The organism is Streptomyces sp. NPDC030893 (assembly GCF_055571535.1).
In genome coordinates this window covers 220,958-244,171 of the sequence record NZ_JBVIFC010000004.1, presented here as the reverse complement: position 1 = coordinate 244,171, position 23,214 = coordinate 220,958, and the positions used below count along the sequence as shown (strand labels likewise).

The window sequence follows — 23,214 nt, the reverse complement described above, 5'->3', positions numbered from 1 at the left end:
GCCCGTGCCGGGATCGCCACGGTCCTCGTACCGGAAACGCCGAGTGCTCGATCCCCCGCACCCCGCCGTGGGACACGGCCGCCCGGGGAGCCCGCCGGGCGGGAGGGACGCCCGGCGCGCGGGTTCAGCGGGGGTCCGGGCCGCCGGACGGTCCGAGCGGCGCCCCGGGTTCCGCGTCCTCGCCCTTGGCCATACGGCTGTGGGTGCGGCTGTAGAGGAAGTAGACGACGACGCCGATCGCCATCCAGACCCCGAAACGGACCCAGGTCTCGGCGGGCAGGTTCAGCATCAGCCACAGGGAGGCGGCGACCGACACGATCGGCAGCACCGGCACCCAGGGGGTGCGGAACGCCCGGTGCAGGTCGGGCCGGGTCCTGCGGAGGATGATCACGCTGATCGCGACGATGACGAAGGCGAACAGGGTGCCGATGTTCACCAGCGCGGCGAGCTCGTTCAGCGGGGTGAAGCCGGCGAGGATCGCGATGGCGACACCGAGCAGGATGGTCGGCCGGTGCGGGGTCCGGAACCGGGGGTGGACCCGGGAGAAGAACCTCGGCAGCAGTCCGTCGCGGCTCATCGCGAAGAAGACCCGGGTCTGGCCGAGCAGCAGGATCATGCAGACGGTCGTCAGGCCGACGGCGGCCCCGAAGCTGATGAAGCCCGCGAACCACGGATGCCCGGTGGCCTTAAAGGCGTCCGCGAGTGGCGCGTCCACGGACAGTTCGCTGTAGTGCTGCATACCGGTGACGACGATCGACACCAGCACGTACAGCACGGTGCAGATGAACAGGGAGCCGAGGATGCCGCGGGGCATGTCGCGCTGCGGGTTCCTGGTCTCCTCGGCCGCCGTGGCGACGATGTCGAAGCCGATGAAGGCGAAGAACACCACCGAGGCGGCGGTGAAGATGCCCATCACGCCGAAGTTGGCCGGGGCCCAGCCGAACATGAGCTGGATGAGCGGGGAGTCGAGGCTCTGCCCGGCCGGCACGGGCTTGGACTCCGGGATGAACGGGTCGTAGTTGTCCGCGGTGATGAAGAAGGCCCCCGCGATGATGACGACGAGGACCACGGTGACCTTGATGGCGACGACCAGTGAGGTGACGCGGGCGGACAGCTTCATGCCGAGGACGAGGATGCCGGTGAGGACCAGCACCAGGGCGGCGGCGAGGATGTCGAAGCCGAAGACGTCGGAGCCCTCGCGGCTGCCGAGCACCGCGGGCATCTGCCAGCCCGCGTTGTCCATGAGCGACTGGATGTAGCCCGACCAGCCGACGGCCACCACCGCCGTGCCGAGCGCGAACTCCAGGACCAGGTCCCAGCCGATGATCCACGCGGGCAGCTCGCCCAGGGATGCGTACGAGAACGTATAGGCGGAGCCCGCCACCGGCACGGTGGAGGCGAACTCGGCGTAGCAGAGCGCGGCGAGCGCGCAGACGACACCGGCCACCACGAAGGCCAGGGCCGTGGCCGGTCCGGCGTTGTCCTTGGCGACCGTACCGGTGAGGACGAAGATGCCGGTGCCGATGATGACACCGACGCCGAAGACGGTGAGGTCCAGCGCCGACAGGGATTTCTTGAGCGCGTGCTCGGGTTCCTCCGTGTCACGGATGGACTGTTCGACCTTCTTCGTCCGGAAGAGGGGGCTTGTCACGGGTAACCTCCCACGCTTGTCGTCCTCGACATGATCGAGAGGGGGCGTAGCTCGTATGCCCCGGCGCGGGCTCTTTCACGCAGACGGGCCGCGCGCGCCACTCTTCACAGTGGCACGGGCGGCCCGTCCGGGCGACGCGTGGGCGACGTCAGTCGCGGGCCGGCTGCACCGAGTCGACGGCGTCCGCGGAGGAGCGCTCGTACTTCCCGTCGAGCTTCGCCACCAGGCCGGTGACCTGACGGGCGATGTCGGGCGCGGTCAGGCCGATCTCCGCCAGCACCTCGGCGCGCGAGGCGTGGTCGAGGAAGCGCGGCGGGATGCCGAAGTCGCGCAGGGGGACGTCCACGCCGGCGTCGCGCAGCGCCTGGGCGATCGTCGAGCCGACGCCGCCGACGCGGGAGTTGTCCTCGACGGTGACGACGACGCGGTGCTTCTCGGCGAGCGGGGCCATCGCCTCGTCGACCGGCTTGACCCAGCGCGGGTCGACGACGGTGGTGGAGATGCCCTGCCGGTCCAGCAGCGCGGCGATCTCCAGGCACATCGGCGCGAGCGCCCCCACGGAGACCAGCAGCACGTCGGGCGCGTCCGTGCCCGGCTCGCGCAGGACGTCCATGCCGCCGACGCGGCCCACGGCGGGCACGGCAGGGCCGACGGCGCCCTTGGAGAAGCGCACCACGGTGGGGGCGTCCTCGACGGCGGTGGCCTCGCGCAGCTGGGCGCGGACCTGGTCGGCGTCGCGCGGGGCGGCGAGCCGCAGGCCGGGGACGACCTGGAGGATCGACATGTCCCACATGCCGTTGTGGGAGGCGCCGTCGGTGCCGGTGACACCGGCCCGGTCGAGCACGAACGTCACACCGCACTTGTGCAGGGCCACGTCCATCAGCACCTGGTCGAAGGCGCGGTTGAGGAAGGTGGCGTACACGGCGAAGACGGGGTGCACGCCGGCGTGGGCGAGGCCGGCCGCGGAGACGGCGCCGTGCTGCTCGGCGATGCCGACGTCGTAGACCCGCTCGGGGAAGCGCTTGGCGAACTTGTCGAGGCCGACCGGCTGGAGCATGGCGGCGGTGATGGCGACGATGTCCTCGCGCTCCTCGCCGAGCTTCACCATCTCCTCGCCGAAGACGCTGGTCCAGTCGGCGCCGGAGCTGGCGATCGGCAGGCCCGTGTCGGGGTGGATCTTGCCGACGGCGTGGAAGCGGTCGGCCTCGTCCTGGAGGGCGGGCTGGTAGCCGCGGCCCTTCTCGGTGAGGCAGTGCACGATGACCGGGCCGCCGAAGCGCTTGGCGCGGGTCAGCGCGGACTCCAGGGCCTCGATGTCGTGGCCGTCGATGGGGCCGACGTACTTCAGGCCGAGGTCCTCGAACATGCCCTGCGGGGCGATGAAGTCCTTCAGGCCCTTCTTGGCGCCGTGCAGCGTGTCGAAGAGGGGCTTGCCGACGACCGGGGTGCGCTCCAGGAGGTCCTTGGTGCGGGTCAGGAAGCGCTCGTAGCCGTCGGTGGTGCGCAGGGTCGCGAGGTGGTTGGCGAGGCCGCCGATGGTGGGCGAGTAGGAGCGCTCGTTGTCGTTGACGACGATGACGAGCGGGCGGTCCTTGGCGTCGGCGATGTTGTTCAGCGCCTCCCAGGCCATGCCGCCGGTGAGCGCGCCGTCGCCGATGACGGCGACGACGTGGCTGTCGCGCTTCATGATCTGGTTGGCCTTGGCGATGCCGTCGGCCCAGCCGAGGACGGTGGAGGCGTGGCTGTTCTCGATGACGTCGTGCTCGGACTCCCCCTGCGAGGGGTAGCCGGAGAGGCCGCCCTTCATCTTGAGCCTGGAGAAGTCCTGCCGGCCGGTCAGCAGCTTGTGCACGTAGGACTGGTGGCCGGTGTCCCAGAGCACCTTGTCCTTCGGCGACTCGAAGACGCGGTGCAGGGCGATGGTGAGCTCCACCACGCCGAGGTTGGGGCCGAGGTGGCCGCCGGTCTTGGAGACCGCGTCGACGAGGAAGGTCCGGATCTCCCCGGCCAGCCGGTCGAGCTCCTCCGGGCCGAGCCGGTCCAGATCGCGCGGTCCCCTGATGCGGGTCAGCAACGGCACCCGTGCCTCCTTGCAGTAGAGCTGTTTGCCGGGCGGGTCGAGTCTAATGTTCCGCTCGACCGATCGGTCTCCGGGCGGTGCGTCATACATCACCCGATGAGCGGTACCCACAAACACGGCAGTGTTGCCCGGCACCTGAAAGGCACCGGGCAACAGCGACGTACGTCAGGGGCGCGGGCTCGGCCGATAAGCGGCTCCGCCGCGTGGGCGCGACCGGCCACAGCCGGGCCGCACCGGACGACCTACGCCCGCCCGGCCGTCTTCTGCGTCTTCCGGGTGACCGCGTCGATGACGACGGTCGCCAGCAGCACACCACCGGTGATCATGTACTGCACCGGCGACGCGATGCCCTCCAGCGCCAGACCGTAGGTGATCGAGATGATCACCATCACACCGAGCAGCGCGTCCCACGTGCGGCCACGGCCGCCGAAGAGCGACGTACCACCGATGACGGCCGCGGCGATGACGTTCATCAGGAACTCACCCGTGCCCGCGCCCTGGTTGGCGGAGGCGATCTTCGAGGCGACGAACAGGCCGCCGATCGCGGCGAAGGTACCGGCGATCGCGAAGACCGAGATGCGGACCATCTCCACGTTGATGCCCGCGCGGCGGGACGCCTCGACGCTGCCGCCGAGCGCGAAGACCTTGCGGCCGTAGGAGGTGCGGCGCAGCACGAAGTCGGTGAGGACCAGGAAGGCCAGGAAGATCACCACGGCCAGCGGCAGGCCCTTGTACTGGTTGAAGACGATCGCGGCGGCGAACGCCAGCACCGCGAGCAGCACGGTCCGCACGATGATCTCGTTCAGCGGCCGGGAGGGCACTCCGGCGGCCTCGCGGCGGCGGTTGTCGAAGAACGCGGTGAGGAAGTAGCCCGCGGTCACGACGATCGCCAGGCCGTAGGCGGCGGCCACATCGCTGAAGTAGTAGCTGGTCAGCTTGACGACCAGGCCCTCGGAGTCGAGGTTGATGGTGCCGTTGGCACCCAGGATCTGGAGCATGAAGCCCTGCCAGAACAGCAGTCCGGCGAGGGTCACGGCGAAGGCGGGGACGCCGATGCGGGCGAAGATGAAGCCGTGGATGGCGCCGGCCACCGTGCCGGTGAGGATCGCCAGCACCAGGGCCAGGATCTCGTTCATCCCGTGGGTGACGCTCATGACCGCGAAGGCGGCGCCCGCGACACCGCTGACCGAGCCGACCGACAGGTCGATCTCGCCGAGCAGCAGGACGAAGACGATACCGACGGCGATCATGCCCGTGCCGACCATGGCGACGGACATGTCGGAGAAGTTGCCGGCGGTGAGGAAGTTGGGGTTCAGGCCGGTGAAGATGCCCCAGATGATCAGCAGGCCGACCACGACGGGGATGGAGCCGAGGTCACCGGCCTTCATCTTCCGCTTGAACTCGTTCCAGTAGCCCTTGAAGCCCTGTTCGCGGACCAGCAGTCGGGGGTCGACCACGGTGACCGCGGCGGCGGCCTCGGGGTTCTCCACGGCGTGGTCCTCGGCGGAGGCGGAGGCGGAGGCGGAGGCGGAGGCGGAGGTCTTTTCGGTGCTCACTTCTTGATCTCCCCATTGGTGCGCGCCGCACGACGGGTCACGGCGTTGTCCGTGGCGCCCGTGATGGCGGAGATGATCTCTTCCTGCGAGGTCGACTTGACCTCGAAGACGCCGTTGTTGCGCCCGAGGCGCAGGACGGCGACCTTGTCCGCCACGGCCTTCACATCGGCCATGTTGTGGCTGATGAGGATGACCGCGTGACCGCGCTCGCGCAGCCGCTCGACCAGGTCCAGGACCTGCGCGGTCTGCTCGACGCCGAGGGCGGCGGTGGGCTCGTCGAGGATCACCAGCTTGGGCTCGCCGAGCATGGACCGGGCGATGGCCACGACCTGCCGCTGGCCTCCGGAGAGGGAGGCGATCGGGATCCGGACGCTGGGGATGCGGATCGACAGGGTGTCGAGGAGCTCGCGGGAGCGGCGCTCCATCTCCACCTCGTCCAGGACGCCGCGCCTGCGGAGCTCCCGGCCCAGGTAGAGGTTGCCGACGACATCGATGTTGTCGCACAGCGCGAGGTCCTGGTAGACCGTCGCGATGCCCAGGTTCTGGGCGTCGTGCGGGCGGTTGATCTGGACGGCTTTGCCGTCCCACTCGATGACGCCCTCATCGATGGGATGCACGCCGGCGATCGTCTTGACCAGCGTGGACTTTCCGGCACCGTTGTCGCCCACCAGGGCGACCACCTCACCGGCGTGGACCTCAAGCTCTACGTCGGTGAGCGCCTGGACGGCACCGAACCGCTTGGAGACCCCGCGCAACGCCAGCACGGGCGTAGCGGACACGTGAACCATCTCCTTCGCCGCCTGACCCGGCGGGAGGTTGTGCAGAGGATTGGGGGGTGTTCCGTCCGGCGCCCCGCGTAGCTTGCGGGGCTGATGTGTGCGGGGCGCCGGCGGAAGCGCGTGGCAGTCGGTCCCGGAAGGGAGTCCGGCGTGCGGACTCCCTCGTGTGTCACGGGACGTGGGGACTGCTTACTTGAGGCCGATCTTGTCGCAGGCGGCCTTGTACTTGTCCGTGCAGATCTCCTGGACGGTGTAGATGCCGTCCTTGATCACCGTGTCGTTGATGTTCTCCTGGGTCAGCGAGACCACGGGGACGATCACGGAGGGGACACCCTTGGTGGTGGGGCTGTCGACCTTGTCCTTGGCGATGGAGTCCAGGGACTTGCCCTGGGCGAGCAGGACGGCCATCTCCGCGGCGACCTCGGCCTCCTGCGGGTAGGGCTTGTAGACGCTCATGTGCTGCTCACCGGTGACGATGCGCTGCACGCCCGCGAGTTCGGCGTCCTGGCCGGTGACCGGGACGTCGGCGATGCCGGCGGCCTTCAGCGCGGTGATGATGCCGCCCGCCATGCCGTCGTTGGCGGAGTAGACACCGATGATCTTGTCCTTGCCGATCGCCGAGATGGCGCCTTCCATGTTGGCGTTGGCGTTCTCCGGCTTCCACTCCTTGGTGTCGTACTCGCGGCCGATGTTCACCTTGCCGTCGAGGACGGAGTGCGCGCCCTCCTTGAACATGGCGGCGTTCGGGTCGGTGGCGGACCCGTTCATCATGACGATCTGGCCGTCCTTGGCCTTGTCGCCCAGCGCGTCCAGCAGGGCCTGGCCCTGGGTCTTGCCGACGGTCACGTTGTCGAACGACGTGTAGGCGTCGATCGGGCCCTCGGCGAGGCGGTCGTAGGCGACGACCGGGATGCCGGCGTCCTTGGCCTTCTTCACCGAGCCGGCGATGGCCTTGGAGTCCACCGCGTCGAGGACGATCACGTCCACCTTGTTGGTGATCATCGTCTCGACCTGCTGGTTCTGCAGGCTGGCGTCCTGCTTGGCGTTGTTGTAGACAACCTCGCCCTTGTTGTTCGTGAGCTCCTTGACCTTCTTCTCGATCAAGGGCTTGTCGAGCTTCTCGTACCGCGCGGTCTGGTTCTCCGGAAGGAGCAGACCGACCTTGATGTCGTCACCCTTGGCGGCGGAGTCGCCGGAGTCCTTCTTGTCGCCGGACTCGGCGGCGCTGCCACAAGCGGCGAGCGAGACGGCCATCGCACCGGCCGCGACGGCAAAGGCAACACGACGCATACGCGTGTTCATTCAGAAACCTCCCTGACGAGGCCGCGTCGTTGCGGCCGAGGTGGCTGGAAGTCAACTCGGCCACACGTGCGACGTCAAGAAGTAAATCCTTAACGAGATGGCAACGGTGCCATCCGTTCTCTAAGTGAAGGCAGCGCCGGCCGCGGTGAGCGACCCTGTCGCAGTACCGTCCAGAAGGGTCGAATCGCCCATCTCGCCCAGTGCGAGGGCGAGCGCTCCGAGCACCTCCGCACGGCCCCCAAGTGCCCCTGGGAGAACGGAGAGTTGGCGTGCCGCGCTGGGGATCGCATAGCGGCCCACGGACTCCCGGATCGGCCCGAGCACCAGCTCACCGGCCTCGGCGAGATCACCGCCGAGCACCACCCGGCTCGGGTTCAACAGGTTGCAGAGATTGGCGACTCCACTGCCGATGTGGCGGCCGACGTCGGCGATCACCCGACGACAGCCCGGGTCACCGTCCCGTGCCAGCCTGACGACGCCCTCCATCGTCAGGTCGGTGCCGTGGCCGGGCTGGAGCAGCGGGAGCACATAGCGCGCGGCCGTGAAGGTCTCCAGGCAGCCGCGGTTGCCGCAGCGGCACACGGGGCCGGACTCGTCGAGTGTAATGTGCCCTATCTCACCCGCGGTGCCGCCCGGCCCTCGGTAGATCTTGCCGCTGATCACCAGGCCCGCGCCGACGCCGCTGGCCACCTTGATGTAGGCCAGGTCGCGCACGCCCCGGCCGCTGCCCCAGACCATCTCGCCGAGGGCGCCGAGGTTGGCGTCGTTGTCCACGTGCACCGGCACGCCGAGCCGTGCCCGCAGCTCCTCGGCGGGCTTGGCGCCGGTCCAGCCCGGCAGGATCGCGGTGGAGCCCAGCGTGCCGGACTCCACGTCGATCGGGCCGGGTACGCCGACGCCGACCCCGGCGACCTTGGACCGGTCCACGCCGGTCGCGTCGATCAGCCGGCCGACCAGCTGTTCCGCCCGGTCGAAGCCCTGGGTCGAGGAGGCGTCCACGTCCAGCGGCTCGGACTCCTCGGCCAGCACCTGGTGGGCGAGGTTGCCCACGGCGACCCGCAGGTGGGTGTGGCCGAAGTCGATCCCGATGACGATGCCGGCGTCCCCGCTCAGCGAGACGCTGCGGGCCCGGCGTCCGCCCGACGAGGTGGGGGTGACCTCGACCGTTCCGTGCTCCTTCAGTTCCCGGACGATGTTGGAGACCGTGGCCGCGGACAGGCCGGTCGTCCTCGCGATCTCCGCCTGGGTCAGTGAGCCCGCCAGACGTACCGCTCGGACGACCCGCTCCAGGTTGGCTCGGTGCAGCGACGACTGCGACCCCGGAGTCTCCATTGACTCTCACCCTCATCCCTGGCCCGCGTCACCTTGGGTGACGAGGCCTTGTACAAGTTATGAAGTCCAAACTCCGCTGAATCGCCCAGTGCCGTCAAGACCTTGACAGAAATCGGTTCCAGGCCGTGTCCGGCCGACTACCGACGGTGCGTCACAGGGGTCCGGCCCCGGAGAGTTGTCTCTCCGGGGCCGGACCCCTGCGTACGACGGGTGGAGCGACGGTGGGCGTCAGCGGAAGGTTCCCTGTGACACCGAACCGGCGATCCGCCGCTGGAAGACGCAGTACACGATCAGTACGGGTACCACCGTGATCACGATCGCCGCGAACAGCGCGCCGTAGTCGATGTCGTAGACTTGCGAGGACGCGTAGGCGGCCATGCCCTGGGTGAGGACCCACTTGTCCTGGTCGGTGTTGAGCGCCACCGGCAGCAGGAACTGGTTCCACAGGCCCAGGAAGTTGAAGATCGCCACCGCCGCCATGCCCGGACGGGCCATCGGCAGCATCACCTGGAAGAACGCCCGCCAGTCCCCGGCACCGTCGATCAGCGCGGCCTCGTACACGTCGTGCGGCAGCGACCGGAAGAACGAATAGAGGAAGAACATCGTGAACGGCAGCGCGAACGCGACATAGGTGAGGATCAGTCCGGGACGCGTGTTCAGCAGCCCGAAGTTCTGCAACTGGAAGAAGAGCGGAACGATCGCCAGGAAGACCGGGAAGGTCAGGCCGGCGAGCATCACGTAGTAGATCAGCCGGCGGCCGGGGAACTCGAACCGGGCGAGAACATAGGCGCACATCGCGCCGAGCAGCATCACCAGGATCAGTGCCGAGACCACGACGATCACGGAATTCAGGAAGTACTTCCCGATGTTCGCGTCGGTCCACGCGTTCGCGTAGTTCTCGATCCGCCACTTGTCCGGCAGAGAGAAGGGCGACGAAAGGATCTCGCCGGTCGATTTGAACGACGACATCAGCACCCACAGCATGGGCACGATCACGATCACGGACCACAGGATCAGCAGGGCGTGCGAGATCGCCGCGAATCTGCGGTCGCTGCTCGCGGCGACGCGCGTCAACTTCCGGTCGCTCGCCGGTTTCCGGTCACTGGCCGGCTTCCGGTCGGCGGCAATGACGCTCACCGGGCACCTCCCTCGGCTGCGGCACGCCGAGCGCTGGACCCAGGTGCTTTCCTCTTGCTCTCGCCCTCGCCGCCGCCCGTGAGGCGGTTGACGAGGAACACCAGCGCCGCGAACACCAGGGTGACGACGGCGAGGACGACGCCCATCGCGGTGGCGTAGCCGAACTGCTGCTTGGCGAAAGCGACGTTGAACAGACGCTGGCTGATGGTCAGGGTGGAGTTGTCCGGGCCGCCGTTCGGCACCATCGCCTGGACGTAGACGAACGCGTCGAGGGCGGCGATGCCCAGGTAGATGTACGCCGTCTGCACGCTGTCCCGGATCGCCGGCAAGGTGATCGAGACCGTGGTGCGGAACCGGCCGGCCCCGTCGATCCTCGCCGCCTCGTACAGCTCGGCGGGAACGCCCTTGATCGCGGCGATGAAGAGCACCGCGTAGAACCCGACGAGCCCCCAGATGATGACGAACATCACGGCCGGCATCGCCGTCGCCTTCTCGCCCAGCCACGCGAACGTGTCGAACTGGTCGAGGCCGAGGCCGGTGAGGACGCCGTTGAGCAGGCCGGCGTTCGGGTCGTACATCTGCGCCCAGATCAGACCGACGATGATCGCCGGCACGACGTAGGGGAAGAACGAGATGATCCGGTAGAACGACGCTCCCCGGATCCCTCGGACGGGGCCCTTGCTCGGCCCTCCCAGGGTGATGGCCACGGCGACCCCGAGGGCGAGCGTCAGCGTCACCAGCGGTACGAAGGCCGCGAGGAGGGCGACGTTGCGCAACGCCTTCAGGAAGACGTCGTCCTGGAACATCTTCGTGAAGTTGTCGAAGCCGACGAAGTTGTAGTCCGGGCTGAAGCCGCGCCAGTCGGTCATCGCCCAGAAGATCGCCTGGCCGAACGGGATCAGGACGAAGATCACGAAGATGGCCAGCGGGACACCGAGGAACGCGAGGAAGAACGTCACCCGGTCGAACGTGAGCTTGCGGCGTCGTGGCCGCCCGCCGCGAGCGGCCGGCTCGGGCCGGCGGCTCGCGGTTTCGGCAGTGGGGATCGAATCCTTCATCGCGGTGCTAGCTGACCTTGACCTTGTCGACGGAGTCGTCTTCCCGGACCTTGTCGGAGATCTTCTGCAGGGCCGAGGTCAGCCCCTTGCCGTCGAGGTCACCGGCGAGGAACGAGTTCCACGGCACCAGCTGGTCGGTGTTCATCCCGTAGGTCTCGACGAACATGTAGTTGAAGATGTTGGTGCCCGCGGCCTCCAGCATCTGCGTCTGCGAGACGAGAGCCGTCGATCCGTAACCGTCGGCGGGCACGGTGCCCTTGACGATCGTCGGGGCCAGCTTCGTCCTGGAGAAGTTGGCGGCCGCCTTCTCCGACAGCATCGCCCGCAGCACTTCCTTGCCGCCGGCCGGGTTCTTGCCCTGCTTGGGCACGATGAACGGCTCGCCGGCGGCCGCGCGGAGCGACTCGTAGGGCAGCTGCGGCTTGTCGGTGAGCGTCATCGACGGGAATCCGGTCATCTGGAAATCCGCCTTGGTGGCCTTCTTCATCTCGTTCTCGATCCAGCCACCGGACGGGTAGAGCAGCGCCTTCTGGTCGTTGCTCCAGATCGCCTGCGCCTTCTGGAACTGGGTGCCCGAGCCACCGGGGACGAACATCTTCTGCTTGACCATGGTCTCCATGACCTTGATGACGCCCTGGACGGCCGGGTGCGACCAGCAGCCCTTCTCCAGGTTCTCCAGGCCGAGCCGGACCTCGTCACCGCCCTCCTTGATCGCCGAGTCGATCAGGAGCGTGCGGTAGTAGGTCGCCGCCTCCTTGCCGTGGACGAAGAGGTACTTGCCCTTCTTCTTCGCCTCCTGGCCGAGGTCGAGCGCCTCGTCCCAGGTCTTCGGCGGGGTCCAGCCGTTCTCCTCGAAGAGCGTCTTCGAGTACCAGACGCCGTACACGGTCATCACGTAGTTGAGCGCGACGAACTTGTCCTTGAACGTGCCGGGGGCCTTGACGCCGGGGTAGACGATGTCGGCGATCTTCTTGCCTTCGTAGGTGTTGGCCTCGAAGAGGTCGTCGAGCTCCTCCAGTTGGTCGAGGATGCCGAGGAAGCCGATCTGGTCCTCACCGGAGTTGTCGATGAGGTCCGGCGGGTTGCCGCCGACGAAGCGGGGCTGGAGCTGGGGCGCGATGTCGACGACCGGCTCGACCTGGACCTTGAGGCCCTTGACCTGGCTGCCGAGCACCTGGTTGGTGTAGTCGACGTAGTCGGTGCCGTAGCCGCCGTCGAAGATGGCCGCCTCGACCGTGGAGTTCGCGGCGACACCGAACGGGTTCTTGGCGCTCTTCTCGCCCTTCGGGCCGCCGTCGCCGTCGCTGCCCTCGCTGGAGGGAGAGCTGCACGCGACCGCGAACGAGCCCATCGCCGCAGTGGCGATGGCCCCGCGCAGGAGCGTCCGCCTGTCAAGAGAGCCGGCACGAATGGTCATCTCTGCATCCTCACTGATCGGTTGGTTCTGTGCGGGTGTGCTGCGTGTGCGGTCGCCGTGGCCGGGCCGGTCCTGCGCCGGCCGCACGTGGGGCGTTGTCGCCGTCGTCTCGGAGCCGCGGTGCGGCGCCGATGATCAGCTGAGTGATGCCGGCATATCGGTCGCCGAGGCCGGAGTGGCGGTCGCGCTCCACCTGATCGGATCGCGATGGCCTGCACCGGTGGTGGATCCCATTGCTCCAGTCCTCGCCTTCTCCAGGACTCAGGCGGTGAACCGGATCCTCCCGGCACCGCGTTCGGGTCAAGCTGGGTCGTGCAGGAAGTGCGGCCGTACAAGGTCGGGAGCGGTGAAGATGCCCCGGAGTGCCGACAGGTATAGTCCACTTCACACCGACGGAGCAAGATCGAATGCAAGGTTCCTCATACGTCTTTTCCGAGTTGAGACCTCGCGGAAATACGAGCGCCCGGCGTGTTCCATTGTGGAAATGTCCTTACCACCGGTCCCGAATGGCACATTCAACACCTTGACACCATGGGCCACTTGGTCCACTACTGGTCCTTGCGCACTTTGTTTGACAACGTTGTCCAGCGCAGGGAGGGTGCTCGCGCATGGAACAGAGGATTCGGCACAGATGGAGCACGGCGGTCGTCTCGGCGGCCGCCTTCGCTCTGGCCGCGGGCTCGCAGGGTGTCGCCGTGGCGCTGCCCCAGGCGCCGCCGAAGGCGGACCGTGAGTTCGCGTCGTCGTTCGAGTCCGGGGACCCCGCCCCGGACTGGCTGAACACCGTCGACACCACGCCGGGCGGCGGCAAGCGCGCCTCGGGAGTCAACGGCGGCTACAGCTCCGGCATCCCGGGCAACATCACCGACCATGTCACGGACGTCCGCGCGAGCGCGGAGAACACCGACGGCCGGGAGGTGAAGGAACACCTCGTCGACAGCCTCTCGAGCACCAAGTGGCTGGCCTTCGAGTCCACCGCCTGGGTGGAGTTCGACTTCGACGCCCCGGCGGAGGTGCTCCGTTACGCGCTCACCTCCGCCAACGACCACGCCGAGCGCGACCCGCGCGACTGGACGCTCAAGGGCTCCACCGACGGCGAGAACTGGAAGACCCTCGACAGCCGTTCGGGCGAGACCTTCGCGGAACGGTTCCAGACGAAGACCTACACCCTCGACGCATCGGCCGTCGGCGAGTACCGGCACTTCCGGCTGGACATCACGAAGAACGGCAGCGGCGGCATAGTGCAGCTCGCCGATGTCCAGTTCGCCACCGGCGGCACCGACGAACCGGTGCCTCAGGACATGCTCTCGCTGGTCGACCGCGGCCCGACCGGCTCCCCGACGGCCAAGGCGCGCGCCGGCTTCACCGGCAAGCGGGCCCTGCGGTACGCGGGGCGGCACACCGCCGACGGGCGGGCGTACTCGTACAACAAGGTGTTCGACGTCGACGTGAAGGTCGAGCGCCGCACGGAACTGTCGTACAAGATCTTCCCGTCGATGGCGGACCGCGACCTCGACTACGATGCCACGAACGTCTCCGTGGACCTGGCCTTCACCGACGGCACGTATCTCAGCGACCTGAGGGCGACGGACCAGCACGGCTTCCCGCTGACGCCGCGCGGCCAGGGCGACTCCAAGGTGCTGTACGTCAACCAGTGGAACAGCGTGCGCTCCGCGATCGGCTCGGTGGCCGCGGGCAGGACCGTCGACCGGATCCTGGTGGCGTACGACTCCCCCGAGGGCCCGGCGAAGTTCCGCGGCTGGCTGGACGACGTGGAGCTGAAGCGGGTGCGGCCCGAGCGGCCGAAGGCCCATCCGTCCGACTACGCGGTGACCACCCGGGGCACCAACTCCAGCGGCAGCTTCTCCCGCGGCAACAACTTCCCCGCGACGGCCGTGCCGCACGGGTTCAACTTCTGGACCCCGGTCACCAACGCCAGGTCGACGAGCTGGCTGTACGACTACGCGAGCGGCAACAACGACGACAACCTGCCCACGATCCAGGCGTTCAGCGCGAGCCACGAACCCAGCCCCTGGATGGGCGACCGGCAGACCTTCCAGGTGATGCCCTCGGTCGCCGCCGGCACCCCGGACCTCGGACGTGAGGCACGCGAGCTGGCCTTCCGCCATGAGAACGAGACCGCGCGGCCGTACTACTACGGAGTGCGGTTCGAGAACGGCCTGAAGGCCGAGATGACGCCGACGGACCACGCGGCGATGATGCGCTTCACCTTCCCGGGCGACGACGCGAGCGTGCTGTTCGACAACGCCGGCGACGAGAACGTCCCGGACCGGGGCGGTCTGACCCTCGACAAGGAGAACGGCACCTTCAGCGGCTACTCCGACGTCAAGTCCGGCCTCTCCACGGGCGCGACCCGGCTGTTCGTGTACGGCGAGTTCGACAGCAAGGTCACCGGCGGCGACTCCAGCGGCCTCAAGGGCCACCTGCGCTTCGACGCCGGCCGGGACCGCACGGTGACGCTGCGCCTGGCCACCTCGCTGATCGGCGTCGACCAGGCGAAGGACAACCTGCGCCAGGAACTGCCCGAGCGCGCCTCCTTCGACAAGGTCAAGCGGGACGCCCAGCGCCAGTGGGACCGGATCCTCGGCAAGGTCGAGGTCGAGGGCGCCACCCCGGACCAGCTGACCACGCTGTACTCCAGCCTCTACCGGCTGTACCTGTATCCGAACTCGGGCCACGAGAAGGTGGACGGAAAGCACAAGTACGCCTCGCCCTTCTCGAAGGCGGAGGGGCCCGACACCCCGACGCGCACCGGCGCCAAGATCGTCGACGGCAAGGTGTACGTCAACAACGGCTTCTGGGACACCTACCGGACAACCTGGCCGGCGTACTCCTTCCTGACCCCGTCCAAGGCCGGTGAGCTGGTCGACGGGTTCGTGCAGCACTACAAGGACGGCGGCTGGACCTCGCGCTGGTCCTCCCCCGGCTACGCCGACCTGATGACCGGCACCTCCTCGGACGTCGCGTTCGCGGACGCGTACGTCAAGGGTGTCGACTTCGACGCGGAGGCGGCGTACGACGCGGCGGTGAAGAACGCCACCGTCGTGCCCCCGTCCTCCGGTGTGGGCCGCAAGGGCATGGCCACCTCGCCCTTCCTCGGCTACACGAGCACGGAGACGCACGAGGGCCTGTCGTGGGCGCTGGAGGGCTTCCTCAACGACTACGGCATCGCGAAGATGGGCGAGGCCCTCCACAAGAAGACCGGCGAGCAGCGCTACAAGGAGGAGTCCGCGTACTTCCTGGACCGCGCCCAGGACTACGTCAACCTCTTCGACTCCGAGGCCGGGTTCTTCCAGGGCCGGAACGCCAAGGGCGACTGGCGGGTGGAGTCCTCGAAGTACGACCCGCGGGTGTGGGGTTACGACTACACCGAGACCAACGGCTGGGGGTACGCCTTCACCGCCGCGCAGGACAGCCGCGGTCTGGCCAACCTGTACGGCGGCCGCGAGGGACTCGGCGACAAGCTCGACGAGTACCTGTCCACGCCGGAGACGGCCTCCCCGGAGCTCAAGGGCTCCTACGGCGGTGTCATCCACGAGATGATCGAGGCGCGGGACGTGCGGATGGGCATGTACGGCCACTCCAACCAGGTCGCCCACCACGCCCTGTACATGTACGACGCGGCCGGGCAGCCGTGGAAGACGCAGAAGAACGTGCGCGAGGTGCTGTCCCGCCTCTACACCGGCAGCGAGATCGGCCAGGGCTACCACGGCGACGAGGACAACGGCGAGCAGTCGGCCTGGTACCTGTTCTCCTCGCTGGGCTTCTACCCGTTGGTCATGGGCAGCGGCGAGTACGCCATCGGCTCCCCGCTGTTCAAGAAGATGACCGTGCACCTGGAGAACGGCCGCGAGCTGGTCGTCAAGGCGCCGAAGAACAGCGCGAAGAACGTCTACGTGCAGGGGCTGAAGGTCAACGGCAAGCGCTGGAACTCCACTTCGCTGCCGCACTCGGTGATCGCCCGGGGCGGCGTCCTGGAGTTCGACATGGGCTCGCGTCCGTCGTCGTGGGGCACGGGCGAGAACGCGGCGCCCGTGTCGATCACGGAGGACGACGAGGTGCCGTCGCCCCGCGAGGACGTGCTGAAGGGCGAGGGCGAGCTGTTCGACGACACGTCGGCGACCGGTGCCACGGTGTCCACCGTGGAGCTGCCCGTCACCGGTGACACCGAGGCCGCGCAGTACACGCTGACCTCCTCGGACCGCACGAAGGCGCCCACGGGGTGGGTGCTGCAGGGTTCGGCCGACGGGAAGACGTGGACGGATCTGGACGAGCGGACGGACGAGTCGTTCCGCTGGGACCGGCAGACCCGCGCCTTCTCGGTGGACGAGCCGGGCACCTACGGCCACTACCGGCTGGTGCTGACCGGTGAGGCGACGCTGGCGGAGGTGGAACTGCTGAGCTGACGGCCGCTCACAGCGGCGGGCCCGGGGCGCAGGCATGCCCCGGGCCCGCCCTCTTCCTGCGATCACTCGGGTCGGTGGGTGCCTCGCACCCTGGGCACCAACTGGCGTGAGCCATCGGCAGGTTGGGCGAATGGCATCGGTGGGCGACATGGGTGACGTCGGGCGGGCCGTCCCCGACCGCCCGGGGCGGGTCAGCCGGGGTGGCTGGGGCCAACTGCACTGGCGGTACGCGCGTTGGGCGAATCAGACCGGCGGGCGACACGGATGGCGCCGGAGGGGCCGTCCTCGACCGCCCTGAGCGGGTCAGCCGCGCGGCTGGGGTCAACTGGGCCGACTGATGAGCGGGTTGGGCGAACAGCACCGGTGGGCGGCGCGGGTGGCGCCGGACGGGCCGTCACTCTCGACCGCCCAGGGCGGGCCAACCGGGCCGGCTGGGCCCAACTACACCGGCGGATACGCGCGTTCGGCGAATCAGACCGGCGGGCGACACCGGTGGCGCCGGACGGGCCGCCGTTCTCGACCCCCCTGGGCGGGTCAGCCGGTGCGGCTGGGGCCAACTAGGTCGACTGATGAGCGGGTTGGGCGAACAGCACCGGCGGGTGGCGCCGGACGGGGCGTCCCCGACCGCCCAGGGCGGGCCAGTCGGCACGGCTGGAGCCAACTGGGCGAACCGACAGGCGCGTTGAGCGAACGGCGCCGGTGGGCGGCGCGGGTGGCGCTGGAATGGCCGTCGCCGGCCGTGCTGTGCGGGCCCGCCGGCACGGCTCAACCCGGCCGGCCGGGTTGAGCGGCGCGTTGGGCAGGCGACGCGGCCGGTGGCGCCGGTGACGGCAGGACGAGCCCCCTCGGCCACCTGCGGAGCAAATCAGTCGGCTTGGCAGGGTGGCGACGTCGTGCCGTCACCGCCGGGGCCGGGGGCCACGGGGGTGGAGGCCGGTTCGCAGACGGCCGCACCGGCCCACGGGCCGGCGGCCCCCTGCCCCTGGCACAGGAAGACGCGCCTGCCGGGGTTCAGGGCGGTGCCCCGGGTCTCCGGCCCGGCGACCGCGGACAGGAGCAGGCCCAGGGCCGGAACCGTGGCGAGCAGCAGGGAGACCAGGAGGAGGAACAGGGTGGTGCTGCGGGCGCGGAGGCCGGGCCGGGAAGCCGCGGCGCTCCTCCAGTTTGCCGTAGTCATGACACACCTGTCCGCGGCTGTGGGGGTAACGGACCGTGCGGGGTGCGGGGCGGACGAGGTGGCAGTGTCCCGGCGGCGGGTTCCGGTCCGCCGGAATCATGGGAGCGCTCCCACCCCGTCCCTGGGGGACGGTATCGCCGCATGCCGCCGTTGTAAACGGTTGACACGGCGGGGAGCCCGGCACCACGGATCAGCGGGGCGTCGCCCCGGGGCTCTCGCCCTGCCGGAGCCTGTCCCCCAGCTCGGCGGCGGCCCGCTGCCCCTCGAAGAGCTCGACCGTCGACAGCAGCACCCTCGTCCCGCCCTCCTGGCTCAGGGCCGCCCGCGCGATCGCGATCACGTCCTCCCGCTGCCGGACGCCGCGCAGATCCACCCGCCGGCCGAGGTACTCCCCCAGGAGCATCGCGAACTGCTGCCGGCCCCGCGCGTCCTCCATGCACGGCAGTCCGGACAGCGCCTCGGTGACCGGCAACAGCATCGTCCCCGCGGGCCGGGGGCCGACGGGCGCCGGGATGGGCGCGGGCGGGTTCGGCAAGGGGGCGGCGGCCGGGGCGTGCTCCCCGCCCCCGGGAAGCGCCCGTACCGACCGGGCCACCACGACCCGGTGCTCCACCTCGGCCCACAGCTGCGGGCGTTGCCGGACTCCGCAGTCCCGCAGTTCCTCGTACACGTAGTCGTACAGTTCGTGCACGCCGATCAGGCCGTCCCGGTCGCGGTCCGCCTCGCCGGTGCGCAGACCCTTGACGAGGGCCCCGGTGAACCGGGAGGGCTCGGGCTCCAGTTCGGTGACCCGCTCGCCTTCCCACGCGTACTCGGTGCGGTTGGTCGCGGTGAGCACCACGCGGCCGTGTCCGGCCAGCTCGTCCTGGACGTGGACGGCGGTGTCGCCCTTGCCGCCGGTCAGGAAGGCGCCGCTGTAGCAGCAGTCCAGGAGCAGCACGATCGACCGCGCCCGGCACCGGTTCATCTGCCGGCGCACGAACTCGGCGGGCACCGAGGTGGAGGCGAGCAGCCGCTGGTCGGTGTCGGTGGCGGCGAAGTGCAGTTCGCCGTTGTCGTGCTTCAGTCCGTGGCAGGAGAAGTGCAGCAGGAGCAGGTCGTCCCGGCGGCGGTCGAGGAAGAAGCCCTCGATGGCCCGGGCCACCTCGTGATGGGGCTGATCGACGACCGTGCCGACCTCGAAGTCACCGATCCGCGGGTCCTGAAGCACCTCCGCCAGTTCCCGGACGTCCCTGGCGGGCGAACGCAGTCGGCTCAGGGCCCGGTTGTCGTAGGTGCCGGTCGCGACGAGCAGGGCATGGCGGCCTGAGGGCATGGTCGTGGGGCCGTCAGTCGTCCTGGCCGTCGGCCGGTTCCGGCTCCCGGCCGCGCGCGGCCAGGAACGCCTCCATCAGCCGCCGCTGGTCGGCGGAGGAGACGGCCTCCAGCTCCAGGCTGTCCTCGCCCAGGGTGATGGCGACCGTGCGCACCGGGCGGTTCTCGATCCAGGTCCGCACCAGGTCGAGCACCGAGCGCAGTACGAAGGGGGCCGCGGTCACGGCGAGCGCGCCGACGGCGATCCCGTCGACCGGCTTGGCACCGGCGGGGACGTCCCCGGAGCGGTTGAGTTCGACACCGTCGACGTCCAGTTCGAGCAGCCGCTCGCGCAACTGGAGTGTCAGCTCGTCGAGTTCTTCCTGGTCGCTGTCCCGGCTTCCGGCCAGGACAAGATGCATGCGCTCCGTGCGGTCCACCGCCACCCCCGTCGTCCGGTGAGGTCCCAGCGTACAACGGGGGACACGGCGAGGGCCGCATCCCCGTGTGCCGGGGATGCGGCCCTCAACCGCTGTGCCTGCCCTGCCGCTTACTTGCGGATCAGGCTGCGCAGCACGTACTGCAGGATGCCGCCGTTGCGGTAGTAGTCGGCCTCACCGGGGGTGTCGATGCGGACGACCGCGTCGAACTCGACACCGGTGTCGGTGGTGACCTTCACCGTGCGCGGGGTGGTGCCCTCGTTGAGCTCGGTGACGCCGGCGACGGAGAAGCTCTCCTCGCCGGTCAGGCCGAGGGACTCGGCGGTGTGGCCCTCGGGGAACTGCAGCGGCAGGACGCCCATGCCGATCAGGTTGGAGCGGTGGATGCGCTCGTAGGACTCGGCGATGACGGCCTTGACGCCGAGCAGCGCGGTGCCCTTGGCGGCCCAGTCGCGGGACGAGCCGGAGCCGTACTCCTTGCCGGCCAGGACGACGAGCGGGATGCCCTGCTCGATGTAGTTGCGGGAGGCGTCGTAGATGAACGACACCGGACCGCCGTCCTGGGTGAAATCGCGGGTGTAGCCGCCCTCGGTGCCCGGCGCGATCTGGTTGCGCAGGCGGATGTTGGCGAACGTACCGCGGATCATGACCTCGTGGTTGCCGCGGCGCGAACCGTAGCTGTTGAAGTCGCGGCGCTCGATGCCGTGCTCCGTGAGGTACTTGCCGGCCGGGGTGTCGGCCTTGATGGCACCGGCCGGGGAGATGTGGTCGGTGGTGACCGAGTCGCCCAGCTTGGCCAGCACGCGGGCGCCGGAGATGTCCTCGACCGGGGCCGGCTCCATGCCCATGCCCTCGAAGTACGGGGGCTTGCGCACGTAGGTGGACTCGGCGTCCCACTCGAAGGTGTCGCCGGTCGGGATGGGCAGCGCCTGCCACTGGGCGTCGCCGGCGAAGACGTCGGAGTAGGACTTGGAGAACATGTCCTCGCCGATGGCGTTCGCCACGACGTCGTTGACCTCGGCCTCGGAGGGCCAGATGTCCTTCAGGAAGACCGGGTTGTTGTCCTGGTCGTACCCGAGTGCCTCGCGGGTGATGTCCACCTTCATGGAACCGGCGATCGCGTAGGCGACGACCAGCGGCGGGGAGGCCAGGTAGTTCATCTTGACGTCGGGGTTGATCCGGCCCTCGAAGTTGCGGTTGCCGGAGAGCACCGAAGTCACCGCGAGGTCGTGCTCGTTGACCGCCTGGGAGACCTCCTCCGGCAGCGGGCCGGAGTTGCCGATGCAGGTGGTGCAGCCGTAGCCGACGAGGTTGAAGCCGACCTTGTCGAGGTACGGGGTCAGGCCCGCCTTCTCGAAGTAGTCGGTGACGACCTTGGAGCCCGGGGCGAGGGTGGTCTTGACCCACGGCTTGCGGGTCAGGCCCTTCTCCACCGCCTTCTTGGCCACCAGCGCGGCGGCGACCATGACGTACGGGTTGGAGGTGTTGGTGCAGGAGGTGATGGCCGCGACCGTCACCGCGCCGTGGTCGAGCGTGTACGTCGTGCCGTCGGGGGCCGTGACCTCGACCGGGTGGGAGGGGGCGCCGTTGGAGATGGCCGGGGAGTCGGAGGCCGGGAAGGACTCCTTGCTGGCCTCGTCGACGTCGCCGCCGTCCTTGACGTAGTTGCGTACGTCCTGGCTGAACTGGGCCTTGGCGTCGGCGAGGACGATGCGGTCCTGCGGGCGCTTGGGGCCGGCGATCGACGGGACGACCGTGGACAGGTCCAGCTCGAGCTTCTCGGAGAAGTCCGGCTCGGCCTTCGGGTCCAGCCAGAGGCCCTGCTCCTTGGCGTACGCCTCGACCAGCGCGACCTGCTGGTCGCTGCGGCCGGTCAGGCGCATGTAGTTCAGCGTCTCGTCGTCGATCGGGAAGATCGCGGCGGTGGAGCCGAACTCCGGCGACATGTTGCCGATGGTGGCGCGGTTGGCGAGGCTCGTGGCGGCCACGCCCTCGCCGTAGAACTCGACGAACTTGCCGACGACGCCGTGCTTGCGCAGCATCTCGGTGATGGTGAGCACCAGGTCGGTGGCGGTGGTGCCCGGCTTGAGCTCGCCGGTGAGCTTGAAGCCGACGACGCGCGGGATCAGCATGGAGACCGGCTGGCCGAGCATGGCGGCCTCGGCCTCGATGCCGCCGACGCCCCAGCCGAGGACGCCGAGGCCGTTGACCATGGTGGTGTGCGAGTCCGTGCCGACCAGGGTGTCGGGGTAGGCCTTGCCGTCACGGGTCATGACGACGCGGGCCAGGTGCTCGATGTTCACCTGGTGGACGATGCCGGTGCCGGGCGGGACGACCTTGAACTCGTCGAACGCGGTCTGGCCCCAGCGCAGGAACTGGTAGCGCTCCCTGTTGCGGCCGTACTCCAGGTCGACGTTCTGCTTGAAGGCGTCGTTGGTGCCGAACTTGTCGGCGATGACGGAGTGGTCGATGACCAGCTCGGCCGGCGCCAGCGGGTTGATCTTCGCCGCGTCGCCGCCGAGCTCCTTGACGGCCTCACGCATGGTGGCGAGGTCGACGACGCAGGGGACGCCGGTGAAGTCCTGCATGATCACGCGCGCCGGCGTGAACTGGATCTCCTGCGACGGCTGGGCCTGGGAGTCCCAGCCGCCCAGGGCACGGATGTGGTCGGCGGTGATGTTGGCGCCGTCCTCGGTGCGGAGCAGGTTCTCCAGCAGCACCTTCAGGCTGTAGGGAAGGCGCGCGGAGCCCTCGACCTTGTCCAGCCGGAAGATCTCGTACGACTCGTCGCCCACCTGCAGCGTGCTGCGGGCGTCGAAGCTGTTCGCCGACACGACAGTCTCCTTCATTGATGTGCGCGTACCACCGCATCCTGCCGCCACGCCGCCCTGGCCGATCCGCTAAGGTAAGGCTAAGTTAGGTAACCCTCACCAGGGTGGCGGCTGCGGTGCGCCTCGGCAGATATCTCGATGTCGAGATAACTCTAGTACACGTGGACGGAATGGTCATGCCCGGGCCCCGTCGAGCCGCTGCCGTCAGTCAACCCGTTCGGGCCCGTGATCGCACCGGGGTGGGGCGTGCGCGACCCGTACGCGGCCCGCATGCGGCCCGTGCGCGGTCCGTGCGCGACCCGGCCGCGAGGGGACCCGGTTCACCCCGCCGGGTACCCGGACAGGGGCGATCACCGCACACCACACGGGAAGGCACCCGAACACACCGGCTCCGGCGCCGGCTGTCATCCATGCGCCCGGACGGGGTAACCGACTGAGACCGAGTCAGTTTCAGGCAGCGAGCAGGGAGGCAGGGATGCCGCTCACGTTCCGCAAGAGCTTCCGGATCCTTCCGGGGGTGCGGCTGAACATCAACAAGCGGTCATGGTCCATCACCACCGGCGGCAGGCACGGCCCCCGCCACACCCGGAGCAGTACGGGACGTCGTACGACATCGATGGATTTGCCCGGTCCTTTCGGATGGCGCCGGACGAGCCGGGCCCGCCGGACCAGGGGATACTGACGTCACATCACCCGAATGGACCCCCCAAGAGGTGCCATCTCATATCTGAGAT

At 69.0% G+C, this 23,214-nt stretch carries 15 protein-coding genes; 2 read left to right on the top strand and 13 right to left on the bottom strand.

Annotation, left to right across the window (positions count from 1 at the left end; all coding sequences use genetic code 11):
- Positions 1 to 124: 124 nt before the first annotated feature.
- The 9 genes from ACZ434_RS10905 to ngcE form a co-directional block, all read right to left on the bottom strand.
- A complete protein-coding gene (locus tag ACZ434_RS10905; protein ID WP_468454053.1) occupies positions 125 to 1,651 on the bottom strand; it encodes an amino acid permease in 1,527 nt (508 codons plus the stop codon).
- Between the two features lie 148 nt (positions 1,652 to 1,799).
- On the bottom strand, positions 1,800 to 3,731 hold the full coding sequence (gene dxs / locus ACZ434_RS10900) for a 1-deoxy-D-xylulose-5-phosphate synthase (protein ID WP_468454525.1): 1,932 nt from the start codon (positions 3,729 to 3,731) through the stop codon (positions 1,800 to 1,802).
- Between the two features lie 242 nt (positions 3,732 to 3,973).
- Complete coding sequence (locus tag ACZ434_RS10895; RefSeq protein ID WP_468454051.1) at positions 3,974 to 5,287, bottom strand: sugar ABC transporter permease; 1,314 nt, start codon at positions 5,285 to 5,287, stop codon at positions 3,974 to 3,976.
- Positions 5,284 to 6,075, bottom strand: a complete 792-nt coding sequence (locus tag ACZ434_RS10890; protein ID WP_037940698.1) for an ATP-binding cassette domain-containing protein — start codon at positions 6,073 to 6,075, stop codon at positions 5,284 to 5,286. Before ACZ434_RS10890 ends, ACZ434_RS10895 begins: the two co-directional genes overlap by 4 nt.
- A 180-nt stretch (positions 6,076 to 6,255) precedes the next feature.
- Positions 6,256 to 7,368 carry an ABC transporter substrate-binding protein gene (locus tag ACZ434_RS10885; protein ID WP_468454048.1) on the bottom strand — a complete coding sequence of 371 codons (1,113 nt, stop codon included), beginning with the start codon at positions 7,366 to 7,368 and terminating at the stop codon, positions 6,256 to 6,258.
- Positions 7,369 to 7,488: 120 nt separating this feature from the next.
- Complete coding sequence (locus ACZ434_RS10880) at positions 7,489 to 8,700, bottom strand: ROK family transcriptional regulator (protein WP_468454046.1); 1,212 nt, start codon at positions 8,698 to 8,700, stop codon at positions 7,489 to 7,491.
- A gap of 228 nt (positions 8,701 to 8,928) precedes the next feature.
- A complete protein-coding gene (locus ACZ434_RS10875; protein ID WP_468454044.1) occupies positions 8,929 to 9,837 on the bottom strand; it encodes a carbohydrate ABC transporter permease in 909 nt (302 codons plus the stop codon).
- Positions 9,834 to 10,895: a carbohydrate ABC transporter permease gene (locus ACZ434_RS10870; protein ID WP_468454042.1), complete on the bottom strand. Its 1,062-nt coding sequence runs from the start codon at positions 10,893 to 10,895 to the stop codon at positions 9,834 to 9,836. The genes ACZ434_RS10875 and ACZ434_RS10870 overlap by 4 nt, the downstream gene beginning before the upstream one ends.
- A 7-nt stretch (positions 10,896 to 10,902) precedes the next feature.
- A complete protein-coding gene (gene ngcE, locus ACZ434_RS10865) occupies positions 10,903 to 12,246 on the bottom strand; it encodes an N-acetylglucosamine/diacetylchitobiose ABC transporter substrate-binding protein (protein ID WP_468454523.1) in 1,344 nt (447 codons plus the stop codon).
- Positions 12,247 to 12,920: 674 nt separating this feature from the next.
- Between ngcE and ACZ434_RS10860 the strand changes: the two genes are divergently transcribed.
- Entirely contained in the window at positions 12,921 to 16,739 is a 3,819-nt protein-coding gene (locus ACZ434_RS10860; protein WP_468454040.1) for a GH92 family glycosyl hydrolase, read from the top strand.
- Positions 16,740 to 17,604: 865 nt separating this feature from the next.
- Here ACZ434_RS10860 and ACZ434_RS10855 read toward each other — a convergent pair.
- The 4 genes from ACZ434_RS10855 to acnA all read right to left on the bottom strand — a co-directional run bounded on the left by ACZ434_RS10855 (position 17,605) and on the right by acnA (position 22,483).
- Positions 17,605 to 17,916, bottom strand: coding sequence for a hypothetical protein (locus ACZ434_RS10855; protein WP_468454038.1), 312 nt, complete (start codon positions 17,914 to 17,916; stop codon positions 17,605 to 17,607).
- Between the two features lie 190 nt (positions 17,917 to 18,106).
- A complete protein-coding gene (locus ACZ434_RS10850) occupies positions 18,107 to 19,231 on the bottom strand; it encodes a caspase, EACC1-associated type (RefSeq protein WP_468454036.1) in 1,125 nt (374 codons plus the stop codon).
- A gap of 13 nt (positions 19,232 to 19,244) precedes the next feature.
- Complete coding sequence (locus tag ACZ434_RS10845; RefSeq protein ID WP_468454034.1) at positions 19,245 to 19,631, bottom strand: hypothetical protein; 387 nt, start codon at positions 19,629 to 19,631, stop codon at positions 19,245 to 19,247.
- Positions 19,632 to 19,759: 128 nt separating this feature from the next.
- Positions 19,760 to 22,483: an aconitate hydratase AcnA gene (gene acnA, locus ACZ434_RS10840; protein WP_468454032.1), complete on the bottom strand. Its 2,724-nt coding sequence runs from the start codon at positions 22,481 to 22,483 to the stop codon at positions 19,760 to 19,762.
- A gap of 472 nt (positions 22,484 to 22,955) precedes the next feature.
- Here acnA and ACZ434_RS10835 point away from each other — a divergent pair, with 472 nt between their 5' ends.
- A complete protein-coding gene (locus ACZ434_RS10835; RefSeq protein ID WP_468454030.1) occupies positions 22,956 to 23,162 on the top strand; it encodes a DUF4236 domain-containing protein in 207 nt (68 codons plus the stop codon).
- Positions 23,163 to 23,214 lie beyond the last annotated feature (52 nt).

Bases quoted from the DNA above. Each gene is read 5' to 3' on its own strand.
- ACZ434_RS10890 (WP_037940698.1), bottom strand. From the start codon at position 6,075: ATGGTTCACGTGTCCGCTACGCCCGTGCTGGCGTTGCGCGGGGTCTCC.
- ACZ434_RS10885 (WP_468454048.1), bottom strand. From the start codon at position 7,368: ATGAACACGCGTATGCGTCGTGTTGCCTTTGCCGTCGCGGCCGGTGCG.
- ACZ434_RS10880 (WP_468454046.1), bottom strand. From the start codon at position 8,700: ATGGAGACTCCGGGGTCGCAGTCGTCGCTGCACCGAGCCAACCTGGAG.
- ACZ434_RS10870 (WP_468454042.1), bottom strand. From the start codon at position 10,895: ATGAAGGATTCGATCCCCACTGCCGAAACCGCGAGCCGCCGGCCCGAG.
- ngcE (WP_468454523.1), bottom strand. From the start codon at position 12,246: ATGGGCTCGTTCGCGGTCGCGTGCAGCTCTCCCTCCAGCGAGGGCAGC.
- ACZ434_RS10860 (WP_468454040.1), top strand. From the start codon at position 12,921: ATGGAACAGAGGATTCGGCACAGATGGAGCACGGCGGTCGTCTCGGCG.
- ACZ434_RS10855 (WP_468454038.1), bottom strand. From the start codon at position 17,916: ATGACTACGGCAAACTGGAGGAGCGCCGCGGCTTCCCGGCCCGGCCTC.
- ACZ434_RS10850 (WP_468454036.1), bottom strand. From the start codon at position 19,231: ATGCCCTCAGGCCGCCATGCCCTGCTCGTCGCGACCGGCACCTACGAC.
- ACZ434_RS10845 (WP_468454034.1), bottom strand. From the start codon at position 19,631: ATGCATCTTGTCCTGGCCGGAAGCCGGGACAGCGACCAGGAAGAACTC.
- ACZ434_RS10835 (WP_468454030.1), top strand. From the start codon at position 22,956: ATGCCGCTCACGTTCCGCAAGAGCTTCCGGATCCTTCCGGGGGTGCGG.